Annotated in this window: 29 protein-coding genes and 1 tRNA gene; 25 read left to right on the top strand and 5 right to left on the bottom strand. The window is 66.6% G+C overall.

Annotated features, from left to right (window positions below; genetic code table 11):
- Positions 1-24: 24 nt before the first annotated feature.
- Both P0D77_RS12425 and P0D77_RS12430 read right to left on the bottom strand, forming a co-directional pair.
- Positions 25-2,769 (bottom strand): heavy metal translocating P-type ATPase, encoded by a 2,745-nt coding sequence (locus P0D77_RS12425; protein ID WP_277553394.1) that lies wholly within the window; start codon positions 2,767-2,769, stop codon positions 25-27.
- A 96-nt stretch (positions 2,770-2,865) separates the two neighbouring features.
- Positions 2,866-3,180 carry an MTH1187 family thiamine-binding protein gene (locus P0D77_RS12430; protein WP_277553395.1) on the bottom strand — a complete coding sequence of 105 codons (315 nt, stop codon included), beginning with the start codon at positions 3,178-3,180 and terminating at the stop codon, positions 2,866-2,868.
- Positions 3,181-3,305: 125 nt separating this feature from the next.
- On the opposite strand from P0D77_RS12430, the gene P0D77_RS12435 reads away from it, so the two are divergent.
- Positions 3,306-4,418, top strand: coding sequence for a YihY/virulence factor BrkB family protein (locus tag P0D77_RS12435; protein ID WP_277553396.1), 1,113 nt, complete (start codon positions 3,306-3,308; stop codon positions 4,416-4,418).
- A 64-nt stretch (positions 4,419-4,482) separates the two neighbouring features.
- Here the strand turns inward: P0D77_RS12435 and P0D77_RS12440 are convergent, their stop codons facing one another.
- From P0D77_RS12440 to P0D77_RS12450, 3 genes are all read right to left on the bottom strand, one after another.
- A complete protein-coding gene (locus P0D77_RS12440; protein ID WP_277553397.1) occupies positions 4,483-4,884 on the bottom strand; it encodes a CBS domain-containing protein in 402 nt (133 codons plus the stop codon).
- Positions 4,885-4,974: 90 nt separating this feature from the next.
- Positions 4,975-5,463 carry a hypothetical protein gene (locus P0D77_RS12445; protein ID WP_277553398.1) on the bottom strand — a complete coding sequence of 163 codons (489 nt, stop codon included), beginning with the start codon at positions 5,461-5,463 and terminating at the stop codon, positions 4,975-4,977.
- A gap of 243 nt (positions 5,464-5,706) precedes the next feature.
- Positions 5,707-5,777, bottom strand: a tRNA-Gly gene (locus tag P0D77_RS12450).
- Positions 5,778-6,048: 271 nt separating this feature from the next.
- Between P0D77_RS12450 and P0D77_RS12455 the strand changes: the two genes are divergently transcribed.
- From P0D77_RS12455 to P0D77_RS12570, 24 genes are read left to right on the top strand one after another with little or no spacing between them, the layout of a single operon-like run.
- The gene (locus P0D77_RS12455) at positions 6,049-6,882 is read left to right on the top strand and encodes an RNA methyltransferase (RefSeq protein WP_277553399.1); all 834 of its coding nucleotides are present in this window, start codon (positions 6,049-6,051) and stop codon (positions 6,880-6,882) included.
- Between the two features lie 9 nt (positions 6,883-6,891).
- Positions 6,892-7,908: a 50S ribosomal protein L3 gene (locus tag P0D77_RS12460; protein ID WP_277553400.1), complete on the top strand. Its 1,017-nt coding sequence runs from the start codon at positions 6,892-6,894 to the stop codon at positions 7,906-7,908.
- Positions 7,908-8,654 (top strand): 50S ribosomal protein L4, encoded by a 747-nt coding sequence (rpl4p, locus tag P0D77_RS12465; protein WP_277553402.1) that lies wholly within the window; start codon positions 7,908-7,910, stop codon positions 8,652-8,654. The genes P0D77_RS12460 and rpl4p overlap by 1 nt, the downstream gene beginning before the upstream one ends.
- Positions 8,651-8,905: a 50S ribosomal protein L23 gene (locus tag P0D77_RS12470; protein WP_277553403.1), complete on the top strand. Its 255-nt coding sequence runs from the start codon at positions 8,651-8,653 to the stop codon at positions 8,903-8,905. The genes rpl4p and P0D77_RS12470 overlap by 4 nt, the downstream gene beginning before the upstream one ends.
- A 2-nt stretch (positions 8,906-8,907) precedes the next feature.
- Positions 8,908-9,636, top strand: coding sequence for a 50S ribosomal protein L2 (locus P0D77_RS12475; protein WP_277553404.1), 729 nt, complete (start codon positions 8,908-8,910; stop codon positions 9,634-9,636).
- A gap of 3 nt (positions 9,637-9,639) precedes the next feature.
- On the top strand, positions 9,640-10,062 hold the full coding sequence (locus tag P0D77_RS12480) for a 30S ribosomal protein S19 (RefSeq protein WP_277553405.1): 423 nt from the start codon (positions 9,640-9,642) through the stop codon (positions 10,060-10,062).
- A 2-nt stretch (positions 10,063-10,064) separates the two neighbouring features.
- Positions 10,065-10,526 carry a 50S ribosomal protein L22 gene (locus tag P0D77_RS12485; protein WP_277553407.1) on the top strand — a complete coding sequence of 154 codons (462 nt, stop codon included), beginning with the start codon at positions 10,065-10,067 and terminating at the stop codon, positions 10,524-10,526.
- Between the two features lies 1 nt (position 10,527).
- Positions 10,528-11,466, top strand: a complete 939-nt coding sequence (locus P0D77_RS12490; RefSeq protein WP_277553408.1) for a 30S ribosomal protein S3 — start codon at positions 10,528-10,530, stop codon at positions 11,464-11,466.
- 3 nt (positions 11,467-11,469) lie between these two features.
- Positions 11,470-11,688, top strand: a complete 219-nt coding sequence (gene rpmC / locus P0D77_RS12495) for a 50S ribosomal protein L29 (protein WP_277553409.1) — start codon at positions 11,470-11,472, stop codon at positions 11,686-11,688.
- Between the two features lie 5 nt (positions 11,689-11,693).
- A complete protein-coding gene (locus P0D77_RS12500) occupies positions 11,694-12,170 on the top strand; it encodes a ribonuclease P protein subunit (RefSeq protein ID WP_277553410.1) in 477 nt (158 codons plus the stop codon).
- Positions 12,155-12,487 (top strand): 30S ribosomal protein S17, encoded by a 333-nt coding sequence (locus tag P0D77_RS12505; RefSeq protein ID WP_277553411.1) that lies wholly within the window; start codon positions 12,155-12,157, stop codon positions 12,485-12,487. The genes P0D77_RS12500 and P0D77_RS12505 overlap by 16 nt, the downstream gene beginning before the upstream one ends.
- Positions 12,487-12,885: a 50S ribosomal protein L14 gene (locus P0D77_RS12510; RefSeq protein WP_277553412.1), complete on the top strand. Its 399-nt coding sequence runs from the start codon at positions 12,487-12,489 to the stop codon at positions 12,883-12,885. The genes P0D77_RS12505 and P0D77_RS12510 overlap by 1 nt, the downstream gene beginning before the upstream one ends.
- Positions 12,882-13,244: a 50S ribosomal protein L24 gene (gene rplX / locus P0D77_RS12515; protein ID WP_277553413.1), complete on the top strand. Its 363-nt coding sequence runs from the start codon at positions 12,882-12,884 to the stop codon at positions 13,242-13,244. Before P0D77_RS12510 ends, rplX begins: the two co-directional genes overlap by 4 nt.
- A 1-nt stretch (position 13,245) precedes the next feature.
- Complete coding sequence (locus P0D77_RS12520; RefSeq protein ID WP_277553414.1) at positions 13,246-13,944, top strand: 30S ribosomal protein S4e; 699 nt, start codon at positions 13,246-13,248, stop codon at positions 13,942-13,944.
- Entirely contained in the window at positions 13,941-14,462 is a 522-nt protein-coding gene (locus P0D77_RS12525; protein ID WP_277553415.1) for a 50S ribosomal protein L5, read from the top strand. The genes P0D77_RS12520 and P0D77_RS12525 overlap by 4 nt, the downstream gene beginning before the upstream one ends.
- On the top strand, positions 14,459-14,650 hold the full coding sequence (locus P0D77_RS12530; protein WP_277553416.1) for a 30S ribosomal protein S14: 192 nt from the start codon (positions 14,459-14,461) through the stop codon (positions 14,648-14,650). Before P0D77_RS12525 ends, P0D77_RS12530 begins: the two co-directional genes overlap by 4 nt.
- Before the next feature lie 2 nt (positions 14,651-14,652).
- Positions 14,653-15,045, top strand: coding sequence for a 30S ribosomal protein S8 (locus tag P0D77_RS12535; protein WP_277553417.1), 393 nt, complete (start codon positions 14,653-14,655; stop codon positions 15,043-15,045).
- 1 nt (position 15,046) lies between these two features.
- Positions 15,047-15,580, top strand: coding sequence for a 50S ribosomal protein L6 (locus P0D77_RS12540; protein ID WP_277553418.1), 534 nt, complete (start codon positions 15,047-15,049; stop codon positions 15,578-15,580).
- Positions 15,581-16,291: a 50S ribosomal protein L32e gene (locus tag P0D77_RS12545; RefSeq protein ID WP_277553419.1), complete on the top strand. Its 711-nt coding sequence runs from the start codon at positions 15,581-15,583 to the stop codon at positions 16,289-16,291. It begins immediately after the preceding gene.
- Positions 16,288-16,749: a 50S ribosomal protein L19e gene (locus P0D77_RS12550; RefSeq protein ID WP_277553420.1), complete on the top strand. Its 462-nt coding sequence runs from the start codon at positions 16,288-16,290 to the stop codon at positions 16,747-16,749. The genes P0D77_RS12545 and P0D77_RS12550 overlap by 4 nt, the downstream gene beginning before the upstream one ends.
- A complete protein-coding gene (locus P0D77_RS12555; protein WP_277553421.1) occupies positions 16,749-17,312 on the top strand; it encodes a 50S ribosomal protein L18 in 564 nt (187 codons plus the stop codon). Before P0D77_RS12550 ends, P0D77_RS12555 begins: the two co-directional genes overlap by 1 nt.
- On the top strand, positions 17,305-17,952 hold the full coding sequence (locus P0D77_RS12560) for a 30S ribosomal protein S5 (RefSeq protein WP_277553422.1): 648 nt from the start codon (positions 17,305-17,307) through the stop codon (positions 17,950-17,952). The genes P0D77_RS12555 and P0D77_RS12560 overlap by 8 nt, the downstream gene beginning before the upstream one ends.
- Positions 17,952-18,410 (top strand): 50S ribosomal protein L30, encoded by a 459-nt coding sequence (rpmD, locus tag P0D77_RS12565; protein WP_277553423.1) that lies wholly within the window; start codon positions 17,952-17,954, stop codon positions 18,408-18,410. The genes P0D77_RS12560 and rpmD overlap by 1 nt, the downstream gene beginning before the upstream one ends.
- Positions 18,410-18,916: an uL15m family ribosomal protein gene (locus P0D77_RS12570; RefSeq protein WP_277553424.1), complete on the top strand. Its 507-nt coding sequence runs from the start codon at positions 18,410-18,412 to the stop codon at positions 18,914-18,916. The genes rpmD and P0D77_RS12570 overlap by 1 nt, the downstream gene beginning before the upstream one ends.
- Positions 18,917-19,038 lie beyond the last annotated feature (122 nt).

The following is a 19,038-nucleotide window of genomic DNA, read 5'->3' on the forward strand; positions in this document are numbered from 1 at the left end:
GCGGGATAATGCTTCTCGGTTCGGTCACGCGGCCTTCGGCGGGTCGGCGTGGCTGTCGTCGTCCTCACCGTCTTCGTCGGTGGGAGCGGCCGCCGTGTCGGTAGTGTCGGCCCCGTCGTCGGCCGTCGCGCCCACCTCGGCTGGTTCCGAGCCGGGGTCGTCGGGTGAGACGCGCGCGAGTCGACTCGCGTTCGCCGTCACGCCGACGGTCATCCCGGCGTCGCCAGCGAGGACGGCGAACCAGATGGGGACGAGACCGAACGGGACCGCCGCCGCCAGCGCCGCCTTCGCCGCGAGACTGGTGTAGACGTTCTGCCGGATGACGCCGTTCGCTCGCTCCGCGAGCGTCCGCAGGTACGGCAGCGTCGAGAGGTCGTCGGCGAGGAGGGCCACGTCCGCAGTTTCCAGCGCCGTGTCCGTGCCCGCCGCACCCATCGCGATGCCCACCGTCGCGGTGGCGAGGGCGGGCGCGTCGTTGACGCCGTCGCCCACCATCGCGACGCCGTCGTGTTCCGCGAGCAACTCCTCAACGGCGGCCACCTTCTCGTCGGGGAGCAGTTCCGCGCGGACCTCGTCGACGCCGACCTGCGCCCCGACGGCGCGGGCGGTTCGCTCGTTGTCGCCGGTGAGCATCACCGTCCGCACGCCCGCCTCGCGGAGGCGTTCGACCGTGCGGCGGGCCTCGGGGCGCACCTCGTCGGCGACAGCGACGACGCCCTCCAAGTCGTCTTTTGTGCCGACGAGGACGACCGTCTTCCCTTCCGACTGGAGTTCGGGAACGGTATCGCTCAGGAGGTCGAGACAGTTGTTCTGCTCACAGATTGCGCGAGAGGTGCGGGTGACGACGCCGCCGTCGGTGGCCGCGTGGACGTGCGACAGGTCGAAGCCGAGGTCGGCGAAGAGGCCGGGCTTGCCCGCGTAGTGGGGCGTCCCGTCGAGCGTCGCGGTGACGCCCTTTCCGGTGACGGCCTCGAAGTCCTCGACGGTTCGGTCGTCGACGCCTTCAGCGTTCGCGCGGTCGACGATGGCGTCGCCGATGGGGTGTTCCGACCGGAGTTCGAGACCACGAGCACAGCGTAACACGTCGGCCTCGGTGTTGTCGCCGAGCGGAATGACGTCGGTGACAGTCAGTTCGCCCTTCGTGAGCGTCCCCGTCTTGTCGAAGGCGACGGCGTCCACGTCGCCCATCGCTTCCAGGTACGATCCGCCCTTGATCAGGACGCCGTTACGCGCGGCGGCGGTGATGCCCGAGACGACCGTGACGGGCGTGGAGATGACGAACGCACAGGGGCACGCGAGGACGAGCAGCGTCAGGCCGTACAGGACGTACGTATCCCACGCCCCGCCGAGTGCGAGGGGCGGGCCGAGTGCGACGAGGAGGGCGAAGCCGACGACGACGGGCGTGTAGTAGCCCGCGAACCGCTCGACGAACTGCTCGCGCTCCGAGCGGTCGCTCTGTGCGGCTTCGACCATCTCGACGACTCGGGAGAGGGTGTCCTCTCCGGCGGGCGTCGTCACTTCGACTTCGAGGTAGCCGCCCTCGACGATGGTGCCCGCGAACACCTCGTCGCCGGCGGCCTTGTCGACGGGGACGGACTCGCCCGTGACAGGGGCCTGATTCACTGCGCTCGTGCCGTCGCGAACGACGCCGTCGCGAGGAATACGCTCGCCGGGGCGAACGACGACCGTCTCGCCCACGTCCACCTCTTCGGCGGGGACAGTCTGTTCGTCGCCGTCGCGGACGACCGTCGCCTCCGTGGGCGACAGTTCCATCAGTTCCCGCAGGGAGTTTCGCGCGCGGTCCATCGCCGCCGACTCCAGCAGTTCGGAGATGGAGAACAGCGTGGTCAGCGTCGCCGCCTCGAAGTACAGCGGTTCGTCGAAGCCGATGCCCGCGGCGACCGCACCGAGGATGGCGACGCTCATCAGCAGGTCGATATCGAGGCTGCGCTGGCGCAGCGAGTAGTAGCCGTTGCGGAAGACGGGGACGCCGCCGACCGCGACCGCGCCCAGATACGCGAGGTCACCGATCCGAACTGCGCGGCCGAGTACGTCGACCGTCGGCCCCGAGAAGCCTGTGAGCGGATTCGCGAGGACGAGGCCGACCAGCGTGAGCAGACCCGCCGCGTACGTCGCGTACGCTCGGCGACTCCGCCACACCGACGCGGACGCTCCGCCGTCGTCGTCGAGCGACGTGGACTCGACCTCGTAGCCGGCGGCCTCGACTGCGGAGACGACCGACTGGAGGTTCGTCCTGTCGGGGTCGAATCGGAGGACGACCGTGCCGGTCGTCGGGCGCGTCTCGAACTCGCGGACGCCGTCGACGCCGTCGAGGGCACGAGTTACTTTCGAGGCACACGAGGCGCAGTCCATGTCGGGAATCGACAGCGTCACCGACTCGGTGTCGTCCGCGACGGCGTAACCGGCCGACTCGACGGCCGCGACGACGGAGTCGCGGTCGACCGAGCCGTCGGTTCCGACGATGAGCGTCCCCGTCGTCGGGCGCGGGTCGATGTCGGTGACCCCGTCGACGGCCGAGACGGCGTTCGTCACCTTCGACGCACACGACGCGCAGTCCATCTCCGGCACCGACAGACAGAGGTCCGTCTCGGCGTCGACCGCGCCTGCCGTCGCCTCTTCGGTCGGCAGATCCGACGCTGTGCTGTCGTGGTCGTGATTCGCGTGTTCGTCGCGGCCGTCGTGGGCAGTAGGCCCGTCACCGTCGGACCCACGGGCGGCCTTCTCCCCCGTCGGGTCGTCTCCTGGCATCTTCGTACCGACCCTAGTCCGCCAAGCGTTATTAATTCGACTGCCAATAGGCCGCCTATTTTTACTCTATTATACTAATCGTATCTGCCTGAGTTATTAACTCTCGTCGCTCCGCGCGGGCCTCCCGAGTTCCCGTTCGACTGCGTCTACCTTCTCGCTCGCCCGTTGCGACCGGGTTCGCTTGTCGTCTATCTTGAGGAACGTGGAGACGCGGTCGCCGTCGACGGCGTTGTGCGCGGCGGTCGCCGCCGCCATCAACTCTTCCATCGACTCGGTCTCGATGACGGTTCCCATCGGGTTCGTCTCGTAGGCTACGTCGAAGTCGTCGAGTACGGCGACTGCTTTCGCCACTTCCCTCGACATACTCCCCTCGACGACCGGTGCGACGCTCAACAGCGCGATGACTGTCATACCCTCGACACTACCGCCAGCGACTAAGCGGTTCCTCCCAGAGTGGCCCGCCACGCGCCGCAGTAGTCGTCAGACGATTCCAGCGCCGCCGGCGTGTTTTTCGCCTCCGGGTGCGTTGGCCGGCTATGGATCGACACCGCGTCGTCTCGCTCGCCCGCGCGGTCGTTCACGAAGTCCGCACCGAGAAGATAACCTTTCTCGCTGGCAGCGTCGCCTACCACGCGTTCGTCTCGTTGCTCCCGTTGCTCGTCCTCGTGGTCGTCGTCCTCTCGTCGGTCGGCGGCCGAGGGCTGGAGTCGTCGTTCGAGTCGCTCGTCGCGGCCGCACTCACGCCCAACGCCGGGCGGGAACTGCTCGCGGAGTTAGAGCGTGCGAGCGCCTCGCGAACTCTCTCTGTCGCCGGTGTCGCCGTCCTCATGTGGGGGGCGCTTCGGGTGTTCCGCGGACTCGACACGGCGTTCTCCGACATCTACGAGACGGAGGCCGAGAACACGTTTCTCGACCAACTCGGTGACGGCGTCCTCGTCTTGGTCACCTTCGGTCTCGCGGTCGTCGTCGGTGCGGCGCTGACGGATGCCGTCGCCGGTGTGGCGACCGGCCCCGCCGGATGGGCGCTCTCGCGGTTCGCACTCGCGCTCGCGCTGACAGTCACGCTGTTTCCGATGTACTACGTGTTCCCGGATGCGGACGTGAGTGCAGTCGAGGTGCTTCCGGGAGCGGTCTTCGCGGGCGCGGGGCTGACCGCGGCGGAGTCGCTGTTTCGCGTGTACGTCTCCTGGAGTAGCGCCCAACCGGATCAGAGCGTCATCGCCGCCATTCTCGTGTTCCTCTCGTGGCTGTACCTCTCGGGGCTGTTGTTGCTGCTCGGAGCGGCCGTCAACGCAGTTCTCTCGAATCGCTCTGCGGACGTCGACATCGCCCCGGTGTTCGGCGGCGTGCAGAGGGCCCCCGACCGTCCGAATCGCGAAGCAGTGGTCGACGACCTCGACCACCTCCAACGACTCCTCGCCGCTGCGGACGGCGACGAAGGTTCGCCCGTCGCCGTAACGGTCTCGTTCGACAGCGAATCCGTGACGCTCCCGCCGCCGACCCGCGTCGAGGTGGACACCGAGGCGTTGTTGCGTGGGCGTGACGTCGGCGTGTCGATGTGGTGGACACCAGACCCGGACGCGGTCGATGAAAGCGCCGACTCGGAGGCGACTGCCGCCCGCGACGGCGGACGCGAGCGCTCGTCGTAACGACACGACGCAGTACAGTAGGTGCAGTACGATCCGATGCGAGGGTCGCGCGTGCGCGTGTGAGTTATCGGGGGAGCCGCGAGAGGTAGGCGGTGAGGTCGGTCGTGGAGACGACGCCGACGACGCCCTCGTCGCCGTCGGTGACGGGCATGTGGTGGAAGCCGTGTTCGAGCATCGTGTCCGCGACGTGCGACAGCGAGTCCCCAGGGGCGGCCGTGATGAGGTCTGCGCTCATATACTCGGAGACGGGCGTCTGGTCTTTGGGCTGTCGCTCCGCGACGATCTGGACGAAGTCCGTGTTGGTGAGGATGCCTCGGAGCGTGCCGTCGTCGTCGACGACGATGACGGAGCCGATGCGACGCTCCATCATCCCGTTGGCCGCTTCTTCGACCAGCGTCTCGGGCGTGACGGTGTAGAGGCTCTCGGACATAACCTGGGCGACGAACACGTCGTCTAATTCATCCATATGGCGTGGATACGGGGGCCGTCGAATAAGGGTTGGTGTCCTATCGGTGTTCTCTCCAACGGTCGACGGTCGCGCTCTCGCGGCGACAGGCTACTCGTCGAGGAACGCCCGGAAGCCCGACCGGAATCCGGGGTACGTCTGGTACCGGGTCCCGTCGATCCGGATCGAGTTCTCGCCGGCGGTGCCGCCGAACACCTGCCAGTCGGTCTCTTTCTCGACGTCGATGGGTCGCTCGGCGACGACGACGATGTCTTCGACGCCATCGGGGAGCGAATCGACCGTCTCCTGTACCACCGCGGCGTTGTCGATAGTCACGATTCGGACCTGGAGGGCGTCGAGTCCCCACTCTGTCTGTCGGTCGCGGTTCCTGCGGTTCTGCCAGTTTCGGAGCCAGTACACGCCGAGTTCGAAGTCCCAGAACAGCACCGGGACGGTGTAGAGAAGTACTAACTGCCAGAGGACGAACGCGACGAACACCTCCGGGTTCGAGAGGACGAACTCGGCCGCCTCGCCGAACACTCGGACCAGATAGTCGACACTGATCTGGAATGGTAGGTGGGTCGTGGCCGCTGGACCCACTGGATCGACACCTCGTACCGGATAGCTGCTCATCTAAGTCCTCGAACGTGCCGGATTGAAACCGGGTCATCACCAGTCAGGCGTTATCAGATATTAAAGAAACGGTCAAATATGGTGAATATACAACACGAATGGCTGTTTGGAGGACGGTACGGCCGGAGTAGGGACGACGTGCTGGCAGACCAACGGATCGATGGTGGACATCACAAGACTACGTCTCGTCGGGTGGTCTTCGAAAGAAGATGCACTGGCTGGGATTTGAACCCAGGTTGTGACCATGGCAAGGTCACGTGATACCACTACACTACCAGTGCGTACCTGCATCCGGGCGCCGTCTCCGGCTTTCTCCCGGTGCGCATTTTCTACTAACGGCAGGGTGATATATAAATCCGTTCTTCCGGTTCCGCAGTGTGGGAACGTAACGTGTCTCTGAATGACATTCGTCTGGTGGCGTGTGGCACGTGAGAGAGTGTCACGTGAAACCTCCGATAACGGGTGTGTGAAGCCGTCACGCCGTGGCCGGCGATTCAATACCCTTTTAGGTCGGGGCCGAGCAAGCTTGCAGTACAGTCCGGTGTAGCGACAATGAACGGAACGAGACTCGACGTACTCGTTCCGTCGTCGCTCGTCCGGGAGGCCGAGGACGGCCGCGAGGCCACACGGAAACTCGGCTACGTCGCCCGCGCGGCGACGATCTTCCGGGCGGACCGGTTGGTCGTCTTCCCAGACAGGGAAGGCGAACGCCGTAGAAGTGAGGAGTACGTGAAGACCGTGCTGGAGTACTGCGCGACTCCCTCCTACCTCCGACGCGAGGTGTGGGGGAAACGCGACGAACTCCGACACGTCGGCGTGCTCCCGCCGATGCGGCCCGCTCGCTCCGACCCAGACGGGTCGGAATTACGAGAGGGAATCGTGACCGAGGTCGGACCTGAAGGCCGCGTTCGGGTCAATTGCGGAATGCAACACCCGATCTCCCTGCACGCGTCTCCCGGACGGGAGTACGTGGAGGGGGAGCGCGTCACCGTCAGGGTCTCTTCGAGAGAACCGGTCCGTGCCCGCCTCACCGACGACCCCCCACCGGGGTTCCGAGTGACGGGCGCGGCCTTGGAGGATGCCCTCGCCGACGCCGAAACCGCCATCGCCACATCGCGACACGGACGCGAACTGTCCGTCTCGCGGCTCGGCGACGTGCGCGCACGGATGCGCGACACACACGTGGCGGTCGCGTTCGGCGCACCCGGCAGAGGGCTTCCGGACATCATCGGTCTGGACACCGACGATGTCCCGGTCGACCCCGACGCCACGGACGGCTCGGGGTTCGATCTCTGGTTGAACGCGATTCCGCGACAGGGCAGCGAGGTGGTGCGGACCGAAGAAGCGATCTTCGCCGCGCTCTCGCCGCTCACGCTCACGGAGTAAGCAAACAACATGCCACAACCAAGCAGACCACGCAAGGGTTCGCTGGGCTTCGGCCCGCGCAAGCGCGCGAGCAGTGAAGTCCCCCGCATCCGCTCGTGGCCCGAGGACGACGGCGCTGCCGGCGTCCAGGGCTTCGCGGGCTACAAGGCGGGCATGACCCACGTCGTTATGGTGAACGACGAATCCAACTCCCCACGCGAGGGGATGGAGGAGTCCGTTCCCGTGACGGTCGTGGAGGTGCCCCCCATGCGGGCAGTCGCCCTGCGAGCCTACGAAGACACGCCGTACGGACAGAAGCCGGTCACCGAGGTTTGGGCCACCGAGTTCCACGACGAACTCGACCGCGTGCTCGACCTGCCGGCGGAGAACACCTTCGAGGAAGACGCCGCGGAACTTCGCGAACTGGTCGACGACGGCGTCGTCGACGACCTCCGGTTCATCACGCACACCGAACCGGCGAAGCTCTCGAACGTCCCCAAGAAGAAGCCTGACGTGATGGAGACGCGTGTCGGCGGTGGCTCGGTCGACGAGCGCCTCGACTACGCACTCGACCTGGTCGAAGATGGCGGCGAACACGAGTTCGGCGACGTCTTCCGCGCCGGCGAGTACGCGGACGTCTCCGGCGTCACGAAGGGGAAGGGCACCCAGGGTCCCGTCAAGCGCTGGGGCGTCCAGAAGCGGAAGGGCAAACACGCACGACAGGGCTGGCGGCGCCGGATCGGTAACCTCGGCCCGTGGAACCCGTCGCGCGTTCGCTCGACCGTTCCCCAGCAGGGGCAGACCGGCTACCACCAGCGCACGGAGCTCAACAAGCGGCTCATCGACTTCGGCGAGGGCGACGACGCCTCCGTCGAGGGCGGCTTCAAGGGCTACGGCGAGGTGGACGGCCACTACGCGCTCGTGAAGGGCTCGCTGCCGGGCCCCTCCAAGCGCCTCCTGCGGTTCCGCCCGGCCATCCGGCCGAACGACCAGCCGCGCCTCGACCCTGAGGTGCGCTACGTCTCCACCGAATCGAACCAAGGATAATGAAGGCAACAGTACGCGACCTGAACGGCGACGAGGCGGGCGAGGTCGACCTCCCCGACGTCTTCGAGACGCAGTTCCGCTCGGACCTGATCCAGCGGGCCGTCGTCGCCGCACAGGCAAACCGAAAGCAGGCGTACGGCGCTGACGAGTTCGCCGGCCTCCGCACCCCCGCGGAGTCGTTCGGCTCCGGTCGCGGGATGGCCCACGTGCCCCGACAGAACGGGCAGGGTCGCCGCGTGCCGCAGACCGTCAAGGGCCGCCGGGCCCACCCGCCGAAGGCCGAGAAGGACCAGAGCAAGAAGGTAAACGACAAAGAGCGCAAGCTCGCGACCCGGTCGGCCATCGCGGCCACCGCCGACGCCGAGCGTGTCGCCGAGCGCGGCCACGTCTTCGACGAGGACACCGAGCTTCCGCTCGTCGTCTCCGACGAGTTCGAAGACCTCGTGAAGACGAAGGAGGTCGTCTCCTTCCTCGAGGCCGTCGGTGTCCACGGCGACGTTGAGCGCGCCGACGAGGGGCGCAACATCCGCGCCGGTCGTGGGACCACCCGTGGCCGCAAGACGAAAGAGCCCAAATCGGTTCTGTTCGTCACCAGCGGCGAGCCGTCGAAGGCCGCACGCAACCTGGCGGGCGTGGACGTGACCACGGGTCGTGAGGTCAACGTCGAGGACCTGGCACCCGGCACGCACGCCGGTCGCCTGACCGTCTTCACCGAGAGCGCACTGGAGGAGGTGGCCGAGCGATGAAGTCGGTCATCCACCACCCGCTCGTCACCGAGAAGGCGATGGACGAGATGGACTTCCAGAACAAGCTCCAGTTCATCGTCGACATCGACGCCAACAAACACGAGATCGCAGACGCGGTCTCCGCGCAGTTCGACGTCGGCGTCGAGTCGGTCCGGACGCAGGTGACCCCCCAGGGCAAGAAGAAGGCAACCGTCGAACTCGTCGAGGACGACGACGCGCAGGAAGTCGCCTCGCGAATCGGGGTGTTCTGACCATGGGACGCAGGATTCAGGGACAACGACGCGGTCGCGGTGGCTCGACGTTCCGAGCCCCGTCGCACCGCTACAAGTCGGACAAGCAGCACAAGAAGATCGAAGAGGACGCCGCGGACACCGTCCACGGCGAGGTCGTCGGCATCGAGCACGACCCCGCACGGTCGGCACCGCTGGCGGACGTGGAGTTCGAGGACGGCGACCGCCGCCTCGTGCTCGCGCCGGAGGGCATCACCGTCGGCGAGACGCTGTCGGTCGGCGTCTCCGCGGAGATCAAGCCCGGCAACACGCTCCCCATCGCAGAGATTCCCGAAGGGGTTCCGGTGTGTAACGTCGAGTCCAAGCCCGGCGACGGCGGCAAGTTCGCCCGCGCCTCGGGTGTCAACGCGACGCTGCTCACCCACGACCGTGACGTTGCGGTCGTTCAGCTTCCCTCCGGAGAGGTCAAGCGCCTCAACCCGGACTGCCGCGCGACCATCGGCGTCGTCGCCGGTGGCGGTCGGACGGAGAAGCCGTTCGTCAAGGCAGGGAACAAGTACCACAAGATGCGCTCTCGCGGGACGAAGTACCCGCGCGTCCGTGGTGTGGCGATGAACGCCGTCGACCACCCGTTCGGTGGCGGTGGCCGCCAGCACCCCGGACAGCCGAAATCCGTCTCGCGGAACGCCCCGCCGGGCCGGAAGGTCGGTGACATCGCCTCCAAGCGAACCGGTCGCGGGGGCAACAAGTAACCCATGAGTCAGGAATACCGCACCGGCCGCGAGGGTGAGTTCACCTACCGCGGTCACACGCTCGACGAGCTGCAGGAGATGGAGCTCGAAGAAGTCGCGGAACTGCTGCCCGCCCGTGCGCGGCGAAGTATCACCAGAGGACTCGGCGTCCAGCACCACAAACTGCTGGAAGCCGCCGAGGACGCCACCGCCGAGGAGACGGCGAACGACCCGATCCGGACGCACGTCCGCGACATGCCGATCGTGCCGTCGTTCGTCGACCTCACGTTCGAGGTGTACGACGGCCAGTCGTTCGAGCGCGTCGTCGTCGAGCCCGAGATGATCGGGCATTACCTCGGCGAGTTCAACCTGACCCGTAACTCCGTGGAGCACGGGCAGGCCGGTATCGGCGCGACCCGGTCCTCGAAGTTCGTGCCCCTCAAGTAACAATGGGAATCAGCTACAGCGTCGACGCCGACCCGGAGACCACCGCCAAGGGGATGCTCCGCGAGCGGCAGATCAGCTTCAAGCACAGCAAGGCCATCGCCCGAGAGATCAACGGCGAGACGGTCGCCGACGCAGAGGAGTACCTGCACGCGGTCATCGACGGAGATCGCTCCGTCCCGTTCCGCAAGCACAACTCCGGCGTGGGTCACCGCTCGGACATCGACGGCTGGGACGCCGGCCGCTACCCCGAGAAGGCCTCCAAGGACTTCCTGAAGCTCCTTGAGAACGTCAAGAACAACGCCATCGAGCAGGGGTTCGACGGCGAGGCGATGACGATCAAGCACGTCGCCGCCCACAAGGTTGGCGAGCAGCAGGGTCGCAAGCCCCGCGCGATGGGTCGCGCAAGCCCCTGGAACAGCCCGCAAGTGGACGTGGAAATGATCATCGAGGAGGAAGACGCATAACATGGCGGACGAACATCAGTTCATCGAGGACGGGCTCCAGCGGAGCCAGATCAACGAGTTCTTCGAAGAGGAACTCGGCCGCGCCGGCTACGGCGGCATGGACGTCGCCAAGACCCCGATGGGCACGCAGATCGTGCTCAAGGCCGAGAAGCCCGGGATGGTCATCGGCAAGGGCGGAAAGAACATCCGCAAGGTGACCACCGAACTCGAGGAGCGCTTCGATATGGACGACCCGCAGATCGACGTGCAGGAGGTCGACGAACCCGACCTCAACGCGAAGATCGTCGCGGACCGTCTCGCGAACGCTCTGGAGCGCGGCTGGTACTTCCGCCGTGCGGGTCACACCACCATCGACCGGATTATGGACGCAGGCGCACTGGGCGCCGAGATCGTCCTCTCCGGAAAGGTGACGGGTGCCCGCTCGCGCGTGGAGAAGTTCAACCGCGGCTACATCAAGCACAACGGCGAACCCGCCGAAGAGGTCGTCGACGAGGGTCAGGGCGTCGCAGTCATGAAGCTCGGGACCATCGGCGTGACGGTGAAGATCATCCCGCCGGGCGCGGTGCTGCCCGACGACTTCGAGATCGCCGAGGACGCCGACGCGCCCGAAGTCGAGCAGGCGACTCCCGCCAGCGAGGGCGTGGAAGACCTGCTCGCCGACGTGGACGACGAGGAAATTCCGGAGGCCGACGACGTCGACGCCGAGTTCGACGAACCGGAGATTCCGGACGAGGACCCCGAAGACGTCATCGACGAAGAGGTCGTCGAGGAGGTCATCGAGTCCGAGGAGACGGCCGACGGCGACGACGCCGAGACGGCCGAACCCACCGACGAGGAGCCCGAACTCGACGACCTCGACGAGGACGTCGAAGCCGAGGCCGAGGACCTCGTCGCGGAGATGGAATCGGACGACGAAGACGCCGACGAGGAGGAGGAGTAACACATGGCGATCCTTCACGTCCAAGAGATTCGCGACATGACGCCCGCAGAGCGCGAGGCCGAACTCGAAGAGTTCGAGACCGAACTGCTCAACGCGAAGGCGGTGCAGGCGGCCGGCGGTGCCCCGGAGAACCCGGGGCGCGTCGGTGAGCTGAAGCGCACCATCGCGCGGGTCAAGACGGTCCAGCGCGAGGAAGGCGACTTCGACGACGCAGACGAGTAACGACGATGGCACGCACCCCCGAGACACTCACGCGACACGAACTCCGCGGCCTCCCTGTACGGGTGGTCGCCGCCGCCAGCGACGCCCACGTCGGGCTGGCTGGCGTCGTCGTGTCCGAGAGTATGCGCACCCTGACGGTGCGCACCGCTCGGGGGGACAAGCGCGTGCCGAAAGAGGGGACGACGTTCCGGTTTGTCCTCTCTGCGCAGGAATCGGGAGACGGCGTGGGCCGCCGTCACACCCAGCCCATAGATGAAGCCGCGGGGGACCGCAAGGCCCCCGGGTCCGCGTTCGAACTTCCGTCGTCCACGCACCCCACACTGGCCGGGGAGCAGGGACAGTACGAAACTGCCGGTGTCAGAGCCGGTCAGTCGGACGGTTGCGAGGACGCGGTCTCCGTTACGGTGGATGGGGCCAGACTGCTCTCACGACCCGCCTTCCGCACGGAACGTGCGGGTGATCACCAATGGCAATCGGACTGAACGTAACAGAACCGGAGGAGGCCTGCTCCGACGAGAACTGCCCGTTCCACGGATCGCTTTCCGTGCGCGGACAGACGCTCGAAGGAACGGTCGCCTCCACATCGATGGACAAGACGGTCGTCGTCGAGCGCGAATACGACGTATTCGTGCCGAAGTACGACCGGTATATGAAACGACGAAGCCGCGTGCCGGCCCACCTGTCGCCCTGCCTCGACGTCGAGGAGGGTGACCGGGTTCGGATCGCCGAGACGCGGCCGCTGTCGAAGACGAAGAGTCACGTCGTCGTCGAGACGCTCGACACGGAGGGTGATGCCTGATGGAGGCTCTGAAGGCCGACGTCACGCAGGGCCTGGAGAAAGGCTCCCTGATCACGTGCGCCGACAACACCGGCGCACGTGAACTCAAGGTCATCTCCGTTGCGGGCTACTCGGGGACGAAGAACCGCCACCCCAAAGCGGGCGTGGGCGACAAGGTCACCGTCTCGGTGACGAAGGGGACGCCGGAGATGCGGCGTCAGGTGCTGGAAGCGGTCGTCGTTCGCCAGCGCAAACCCATCCGTCGCCCAAGTGGCCAGCGCGTCAAGTTCGCGGACAACGCCGCCGTCGTCATCGACGACATGGAAGAGCCGCGCGGGACCGAGATCAAGGGTCCCATCGCGCGTGAGGTCGCCGAACGCTTCGGGAGCATCGCATCCACTGCGACACAGATCGTATGAGCGAACAACCACGCAAACAGCGCACTCGGACCCGGGACGCGCCGCTGCACGAGCGACAGAAGTTCGTTCGCGCCACCCTCTCGGAGGAGCTCCGTGAGGAGTACGGCCAGCGGAACGTCCGCGTCAACGCGGGCGACACCGTCGAGGTCATGCGCGGCGACTTCGCGGGCGAAGAGGGCGAGGTCATCGACGTGGACTTGCGGAAGTCCGTGATCCACGTCGAGGACGTCGTCGTCGAGAAGGCCGACGGGGAGGAGACTCCGCGTCCCCTCGACGCCTCGAACGTTCGCGTCGTCGACCTCGATCTCGACGACGACCGCCGTGAGGCGCGACTGGAGTCCGACGAGGAGGCTGCATAACATGAGTAACCACCAGAAGCGACTGTCGGCCCCGAACTCGTGGCCGATCGAGCGGAAGGAAGAGACGTTCACCGTGAAGGCGGGCGCGGGCCCGCACGGCGAGTCCGGTGTGCCCCTGCTCATCGTCCTTCGGGACGTGCTGGGGTACGTCGACTCGCGTAAGGAAGCGCGCTACGCGCTCGATCACGGATCCGTGCTCGTGAACGGCAAGGCGGTCTCGGACGAGGCTCGCCCGGTCGGGATGTTCGACATCCTGGCGTTCAACGAGCGCGAGGAGTACTACCGCGTGTTCCCCGGCGAGGGCGGTCGGCTCTCGCTGACGCCCATCGACGAGGAGTCCGCCTCCTCGCGCCTGGGCAAGGTCGCCGGCAAGACGCAGGTCGCCGGCGGCGACTTCCAGTACACGCTGCACGACGGCACGACGCTCGTCACCGACGAGGCGTCGTACGCCGGCGGCGACTCGCTGGTCGTCGACAACGAGACGAAGGAGGTCGTGGCGCACTTCCCGTACGAGGAGGGTGCGCTCGTGACCGCCGTCGCCGGTTCCCACGCAGGGGAGATCGGCACCGTCGAAGAGATCACCGTCACCGCCGGATCCGGCGCCAACGCCGTCACCGTCGAACAGGACGAGGGCGGCTTCGAGACGGTCGAAGACTACGTCGTCGTCATCGACGAGAACTTCACGGGTGATGACGAATGAGCGAGGCTGACTCCTTCCACGACATGCGCGAACCGCGCATCGAGAAGGTCGTCGTCCACATGGCCGTCGGCCAGGGTGGTCGCGAACTCGCCAACGGCGAGGACATCCTCGAAGAGATCACCGGGCAGGAGACGGTTCGAACGACGGCCAAACGCGCCATCGGCGAGTTCGACATCCGACCCGGCGACCCCATCGGGGCGAAGGTCACGCTGCGCGAGGAGGACGCAGACGAGTTCCTGCAGACGGCGCTGGAACTGGTCGACCTCACGCAGTCGCAGTTCGACGACACCGGGAACTTCAGCTTCGGCGTCGCCGAACACACCGAGTTCCCGAGTCAGGAGTACGACCCGCAGATCGGAATCTACGGGCTCGACGTCACCGTGACGCTCACGCGACCCGGCTACCGCGTCTCCCAGCGAGACAAGGTCACCCGGTCCATCCCGAGCGGACACCGGATGAGCGTCGAGGACGCCGTCGCGTTCCTCGAACGCGAGTTCGACGTGGAGGTCACTCAATGAGCGACGCAGACATCGAAACGAACGGACCCGAGGAGACGGGCGAACACGCCTCCAGCCGCACGGGCCAAGAGGCCCAGTGCCGTCGCTGTGAGCGCAAGCAGGGGCTCGTCGGCAAGTACGACATCAACCTCTGTCGCCAGTGTTTCCGAGAGGTCGCCCGGGACATGGGGTTCCGGAAGTACCGATAACTATGGCAGGTAACGACCCACTCGCCGACGCTCTCGCCGGTCTCGACAACGCCGAGGACGTCGGTCACCTACAGCACACGGTCCAGCCCGCCTCGAACATCATCGGCTCCACGCTCGAAGTCCTGTACGACAGCGGCTACGTCGACGGCTTCGAGTTCGTGGACGACGGCCGAGCGGGAACGTTCGAGGTCGAACTGAAGGGCGCCATCAACGAGTGTGGCGCAGTCAAGCCGCGCTACTCTGTGGCCGCAGACGGCTACGAGAAATGGGAGAAGCGATTCCTCCCGGCGCGAGACTACGGCGCACTCATCGTGACCACGAGTCACGGCGTCATGAGCCACTACGAGGCCCGCGAACAGGGCATCGGTGGCCAGGTAATCGCATACGTCTACTGATATGGAACGAGAAATCGAACTACCCGAGGACGTCTCCGCCGATCTCGACCACCTCGACCTCACCGTCGAGGGGCCCGAGGGCTCGGTGACGCGCCGCCTGTGGTACCCGAACGTCAGCGTCTCCGTCGAGGACGACGCCGTCGTCATCTCGTACCCGGACGACGCCGATCGACAAACCAAGGCCACCGTCGGCACCTTCGAGAGCCACGTGGACAACATGGTCCACGGGGTTCTCAACGGCTGGGAGTACCAGATGGAGGTCTTCTACGCTCACTTCCCGATGGACGTGTCCGTCGAGGGTGAGGAAGTCGTCATCACGAACTTCCTCGGGGAGACGGCACCTCGTCGCGCGAAGATCCGCGGCGACACCGACGTACAGATCGACGGCGAGGAACTGACCCTGACTGGCCCCTCGAAAGAGGACGTCGGGCAGACCGCCGCCGGCATCGAACAGTTGACCCGCGTGACCGACAAGGACACGCGCGTCTTCCAGGACGGCGTGTACATCACGCAAAAGCCCACGGGTGATGTCTAAATGAGCGACGACATCGCGGAACTCGAGGACATCTCCGGCGTCGGCCCGTCGAAGGCCGACGCGCTTCGTGAGGCCGGCTACGAGTCCGTCGAGGACGTCAAGGCCGCCTCGCAGGGTGAACTGGCAGAAGTCTCCGGCGTCGGGAACGCCCTCGCGGCCCGCATCAAAGCGGACGTGGGCGGCCTCGAAGTCGAATCGGAGACCGAAGCCGAAATCGAAGAAGACGAGCCCGAGGAGGAGGCCGAGGAGGCCGACACCGAGGACGTCGAGACGGAGCTTCGCCCCCGCGGGCACGCGGACAAGACGCCCGAGCTGGACGCCGAGAAGGCTCGTGCGCTCGCGAAGAAGCACCGCACGTCCACGCCGCAGTTCAACCGGCAGGACTACCACAAGAAGAAGCGCGTCCCGACCTCGTGGCGTCGCCCCCGCGGTCAGCTCTCGAAGCAGCGTCGGAGCATCAAGGGCAAAGGCCCGAAGGTCGAGGCCGGCTTCCGCTCGCCGAAGGCCGCCCGCGGCCTGCACCCGAGCGGCTTCGAGGAGGTCCGCGTGTTCAACACGGACGACCTCGAGGGTGTCGACCCCGCGACGCAGGCGGTCCGTATCGCCTCGTCGGTCGGCGGTCGCAAGCGCGAAGCCATCGAAGACGAGTGTGAGGACCGCGAGATTCGCGTTCTCAACCCGACCTACGTGGAAGTCGAGGTGGACCAATGAGCGACCTGGCAGCACAGCGCCGGCTCGCCGCCGACGAACTCGACGTCGGCAAGAGCCGCGTCTGGCTCAACCCGGAAGCACAGGACGAACTCGCGGACGCAATCACGCGTGAGGACATCCGCGAGCAGATCGAACAGGGCAACATCCGCGCCGAAGACGCCAAGGGGAACTCCCGCGGCCGGGCCCGCGAACGCGACGCGAAGCGTGCGTACGGCCACCGCACCGGTGCTGGCTCCCGCAAAGGGAAGGCCGGCGGCCGGCAGAACTCCAAGGACGACTGGATCGCGCGGATCCGCGCCCAGCGTGCACGACTCAAGGAACTCCGCGACGACGGGCCCCTCGACAGTTCGCAGTACCGCGAACTGTACAACAAGGCCTCCGGTGGGGAGTTCGAGGACGTGCGCCGACTCGACTCGTACATCGTGAACAACTACGACGTAACTCTGGAGGACGACTAATGGCGACCGGACCACGCTACAAGGTACCGATGCGACGTCGCCGAGAGGTCCGGACGGACTACCATCAGAGGTTGCGCCTGCTGAAATCCGGCAAGCCGCGCCTCGTTGCGCGCCTGTCGAACAAGCACATCAGGGCGCAGCTGGTTTCCCCCGGTCCGAACGGTGATGAGACACACGCGTCCGCGTCCAGCGAGGACCTCGCGGAGTACGGCTGGGAAGCCCCCACGGGCAACCTCCCCAGCGCGTACCTCACGGGCTACCTCGCGGGCCTGCGGGCGGTCGAGGCTGGCCTCGAAGAGGCCGTCCTCGACATCGGCCTGAACACCGCGACGCCCGGTAACAAGGCGTTCGCGGTGCAGGAAGGAGCGATCGACGCCGGGCTCGAAATCCCCCACAACGACAGCGTCCTCGCCGACTGGTCGCGCAACCGCGGCGAGCACATCGCCGAGTTCGCCGAGCAGCTCGACGAGCCGCTGTACAGCGGGGAGTTCGACGCGGCGGACCTGCCCGAGCACTTCGACGAGCTTCGGGAGACACTGACGGAGGAATTCGACAATGAGTAGAAACGGCGGCTGGGAGCCGCGCACGCGGCTCGGCCGGAAGGTACAGGAGGGCGACATCACCACGATGGAGCAGGCGCTCAACTCGGGACTCCCGCTGAAGGAGTACCAGTTGGTCGACCAGCTGCTCCCCGACCTGGAGGACGAAGTGCTGGACATCAACATGGTCCAGCGCATGACCGACTCCGGGCGTCGTGTCAAGTTCCGCTGTGTCGTCGCCATCGGCAACCGCGACGGCTACCTCGGCTACGCCGAGGGCCGCGACGACCAGGTCGGCGGCGCGATCCAGAAGGCCATCGAAGTGGCCAAGCTGAACATGATCAAGGTCGACCGTGGCTCGGGTTCCTGGGAGGACTCCGCTGGTGGAGTCAACTCCCTCACCCGGACGGCGACCGGCAAGGCCGGATCCGTCGAGGTCGAGATCAAGCCCGCCCCGCAGGGGCTGGGCCTCGCGGCGGCACCGACCGTCCGCAACATCCTCGAACTCGCCGGCGTGCAGGACGCCTGGACGTCGTCGAACGGGAACACCCGGACGACGGTCAACCTCGCGAAGGCGACGTTCAACGCCCTGAAGAACGCCTCGCAGGCTCGCACGCCCGACCGGGCGCGGCGCATCCAGCGCGAAGCGGAGGGTGAGAACTGATGCAGGCAGTCGTCCAACTGCGCGGCGAGATCGACATGTCCGCCGCTCAGCGCGACACCCTGAAGATGCTCAACATCCACGCGATCAACCACTGCGCGCTGGTGCCCGAGGAGGACACCTACCGCGGGATGATTGCGAAGGTGAACGACTTCGTCGCGTTCGGCGAGCCCGACCAGGAGACGGTCGAACTGCTCATCGAGCGCCGCGGCGAACCGCTGGAGGGCGACGCCGACGTCGACGACGAGTGGGTGGCGGACAACACCGACTACGACGACGTCGAGTCGCTGGCAGCGGCGCTGGTCGACGAGGAGACGACGCTGCGCGAGCAGGGTCTCTCGCCGGTCCTTCGGCTGCACGCCCCGCGCGGCGGCCACAAGGGCATCAAACACGCCGTCAAGAACGGTGGCGAACTCGGTCGCCACGACGACATCGACAGCCTCCTGGAGGCGATGCGATAATGACGAGCAAGAAGCGACGCCAACGCGGTTCGCGGACGCACGGCGGCGGCTCCCACAAGAACCGGCGCGGTGCCGGACACCGGGGCGGTCGCGGCGCGGCCGGCCGCAAGAAGCACGAACGGCAGCTGTACGGTCCGCTGGGTAAGCACGGCTTCAAGCGCCCGCAGGGCGTGCAGGACGTCGTCGCCGAAGTCTCCGTCCAGAAACTGGACGAGGACGCTGGCCTGCTGGCGGCCGAAGGGGTCGCCGAGGAGGAGGGCGACGGCTACGCCCTCGACGCGCGTGACGTGGCCGAGGACGGCCACGAGGTCGACGTCGTGAAGGTGCTCGGCGACGGGCAGGTTCACGGCGAACTCCACGTCACGGCCGACGCGTTCACCGCCGAGGCTCGCCGCCTCATCGAGGAGGCCGGCGGCTCTGCGGAACTCACCGAACGCGCGAAGAAGGCGCAGGAGGAAGCCGAGGCCGCCGAGGCCGAGGCCGAGGCCGACGACGCCGACGAGTAGTCGGAGTCACCACCGCAGTTTCGCGGTTCGGTTCTTCACACGGTCACCGACACCCGTCAGCGACGGCGTTCGACCGACGACGGGAGAATCACCCGTGGTTCCGTCTTGCGCTTCGCGGGGGC

The sequence above is a fragment of the Halobaculum limi genome (genome assembly GCF_029490015.1).
GTDB lineage: Archaea > Halobacteriota > Halobacteria > Halobacteriales > Haloferacaceae > Halobaculum > Halobaculum limi.

Coding starts and splice junctions, on each gene's coding strand:
- P0D77_RS12425 (WP_277553394.1), bottom strand. CDS start 2,769: ATGCCAGGAGACGACCCGACGGGGGAGAAGGCCGCCCGTGGGTCCGAC.
- P0D77_RS12430 (WP_277553395.1), bottom strand. CDS start 3,180: ATGACAGTCATCGCGCTGTTGAGCGTCGCACCGGTCGTCGAGGGGAGT.
- P0D77_RS12435 (WP_277553396.1), top strand. CDS start 3,306: ATGGATCGACACCGCGTCGTCTCGCTCGCCCGCGCGGTCGTTCACGAA.
- P0D77_RS12440 (WP_277553397.1), bottom strand. CDS start 4,884: ATGGATGAATTAGACGACGTGTTCGTCGCCCAGGTTATGTCCGAGAGC.
- P0D77_RS12455 (WP_277553399.1), top strand. CDS start 6,049: ATGAACGGAACGAGACTCGACGTACTCGTTCCGTCGTCGCTCGTCCGG.
- P0D77_RS12460 (WP_277553400.1), top strand. CDS start 6,892: ATGCCACAACCAAGCAGACCACGCAAGGGTTCGCTGGGCTTCGGCCCG.
- rpl4p (WP_277553402.1), top strand. CDS start 7,908: ATGAAGGCAACAGTACGCGACCTGAACGGCGACGAGGCGGGCGAGGTC.
- P0D77_RS12470 (WP_277553403.1), top strand. CDS start 8,651: ATGAAGTCGGTCATCCACCACCCGCTCGTCACCGAGAAGGCGATGGAC.
- P0D77_RS12475 (WP_277553404.1), top strand. CDS start 8,908: ATGGGACGCAGGATTCAGGGACAACGACGCGGTCGCGGTGGCTCGACG.
- P0D77_RS12480 (WP_277553405.1), top strand. CDS start 9,640: ATGAGTCAGGAATACCGCACCGGCCGCGAGGGTGAGTTCACCTACCGC.
- P0D77_RS12485 (WP_277553407.1), top strand. CDS start 10,065: ATGGGAATCAGCTACAGCGTCGACGCCGACCCGGAGACCACCGCCAAG.
- P0D77_RS12490 (WP_277553408.1), top strand. CDS start 10,528: ATGGCGGACGAACATCAGTTCATCGAGGACGGGCTCCAGCGGAGCCAG.
- rpmC (WP_277553409.1), top strand. CDS start 11,470: ATGGCGATCCTTCACGTCCAAGAGATTCGCGACATGACGCCCGCAGAG.
- P0D77_RS12500 (WP_277553410.1), top strand. CDS start 11,694: ATGGCACGCACCCCCGAGACACTCACGCGACACGAACTCCGCGGCCTC.
- P0D77_RS12505 (WP_277553411.1), top strand. CDS start 12,155: ATGGCAATCGGACTGAACGTAACAGAACCGGAGGAGGCCTGCTCCGAC.
- P0D77_RS12510 (WP_277553412.1), top strand. CDS start 12,487: ATGGAGGCTCTGAAGGCCGACGTCACGCAGGGCCTGGAGAAAGGCTCC.
- rplX (WP_277553413.1), top strand. CDS start 12,882: ATGAGCGAACAACCACGCAAACAGCGCACTCGGACCCGGGACGCGCCG.
- P0D77_RS12520 (WP_277553414.1), top strand. CDS start 13,246: ATGAGTAACCACCAGAAGCGACTGTCGGCCCCGAACTCGTGGCCGATC.
- P0D77_RS12525 (WP_277553415.1), top strand. CDS start 13,941: ATGAGCGAGGCTGACTCCTTCCACGACATGCGCGAACCGCGCATCGAG.
- P0D77_RS12530 (WP_277553416.1), top strand. CDS start 14,459: ATGAGCGACGCAGACATCGAAACGAACGGACCCGAGGAGACGGGCGAA.
- P0D77_RS12535 (WP_277553417.1), top strand. CDS start 14,653: ATGGCAGGTAACGACCCACTCGCCGACGCTCTCGCCGGTCTCGACAAC.
- P0D77_RS12540 (WP_277553418.1), top strand. CDS start 15,047: ATGGAACGAGAAATCGAACTACCCGAGGACGTCTCCGCCGATCTCGAC.
- P0D77_RS12545 (WP_277553419.1), top strand. CDS start 15,581: ATGAGCGACGACATCGCGGAACTCGAGGACATCTCCGGCGTCGGCCCG.
- P0D77_RS12550 (WP_277553420.1), top strand. CDS start 16,288: ATGAGCGACCTGGCAGCACAGCGCCGGCTCGCCGCCGACGAACTCGAC.
- P0D77_RS12555 (WP_277553421.1), top strand. CDS start 16,749: ATGGCGACCGGACCACGCTACAAGGTACCGATGCGACGTCGCCGAGAG.
- P0D77_RS12560 (WP_277553422.1), top strand. CDS start 17,305: ATGAGTAGAAACGGCGGCTGGGAGCCGCGCACGCGGCTCGGCCGGAAG.
- rpmD (WP_277553423.1), top strand. CDS start 17,952: ATGCAGGCAGTCGTCCAACTGCGCGGCGAGATCGACATGTCCGCCGCT.
- P0D77_RS12570 (WP_277553424.1), top strand. CDS start 18,410: ATGACGAGCAAGAAGCGACGCCAACGCGGTTCGCGGACGCACGGCGGC.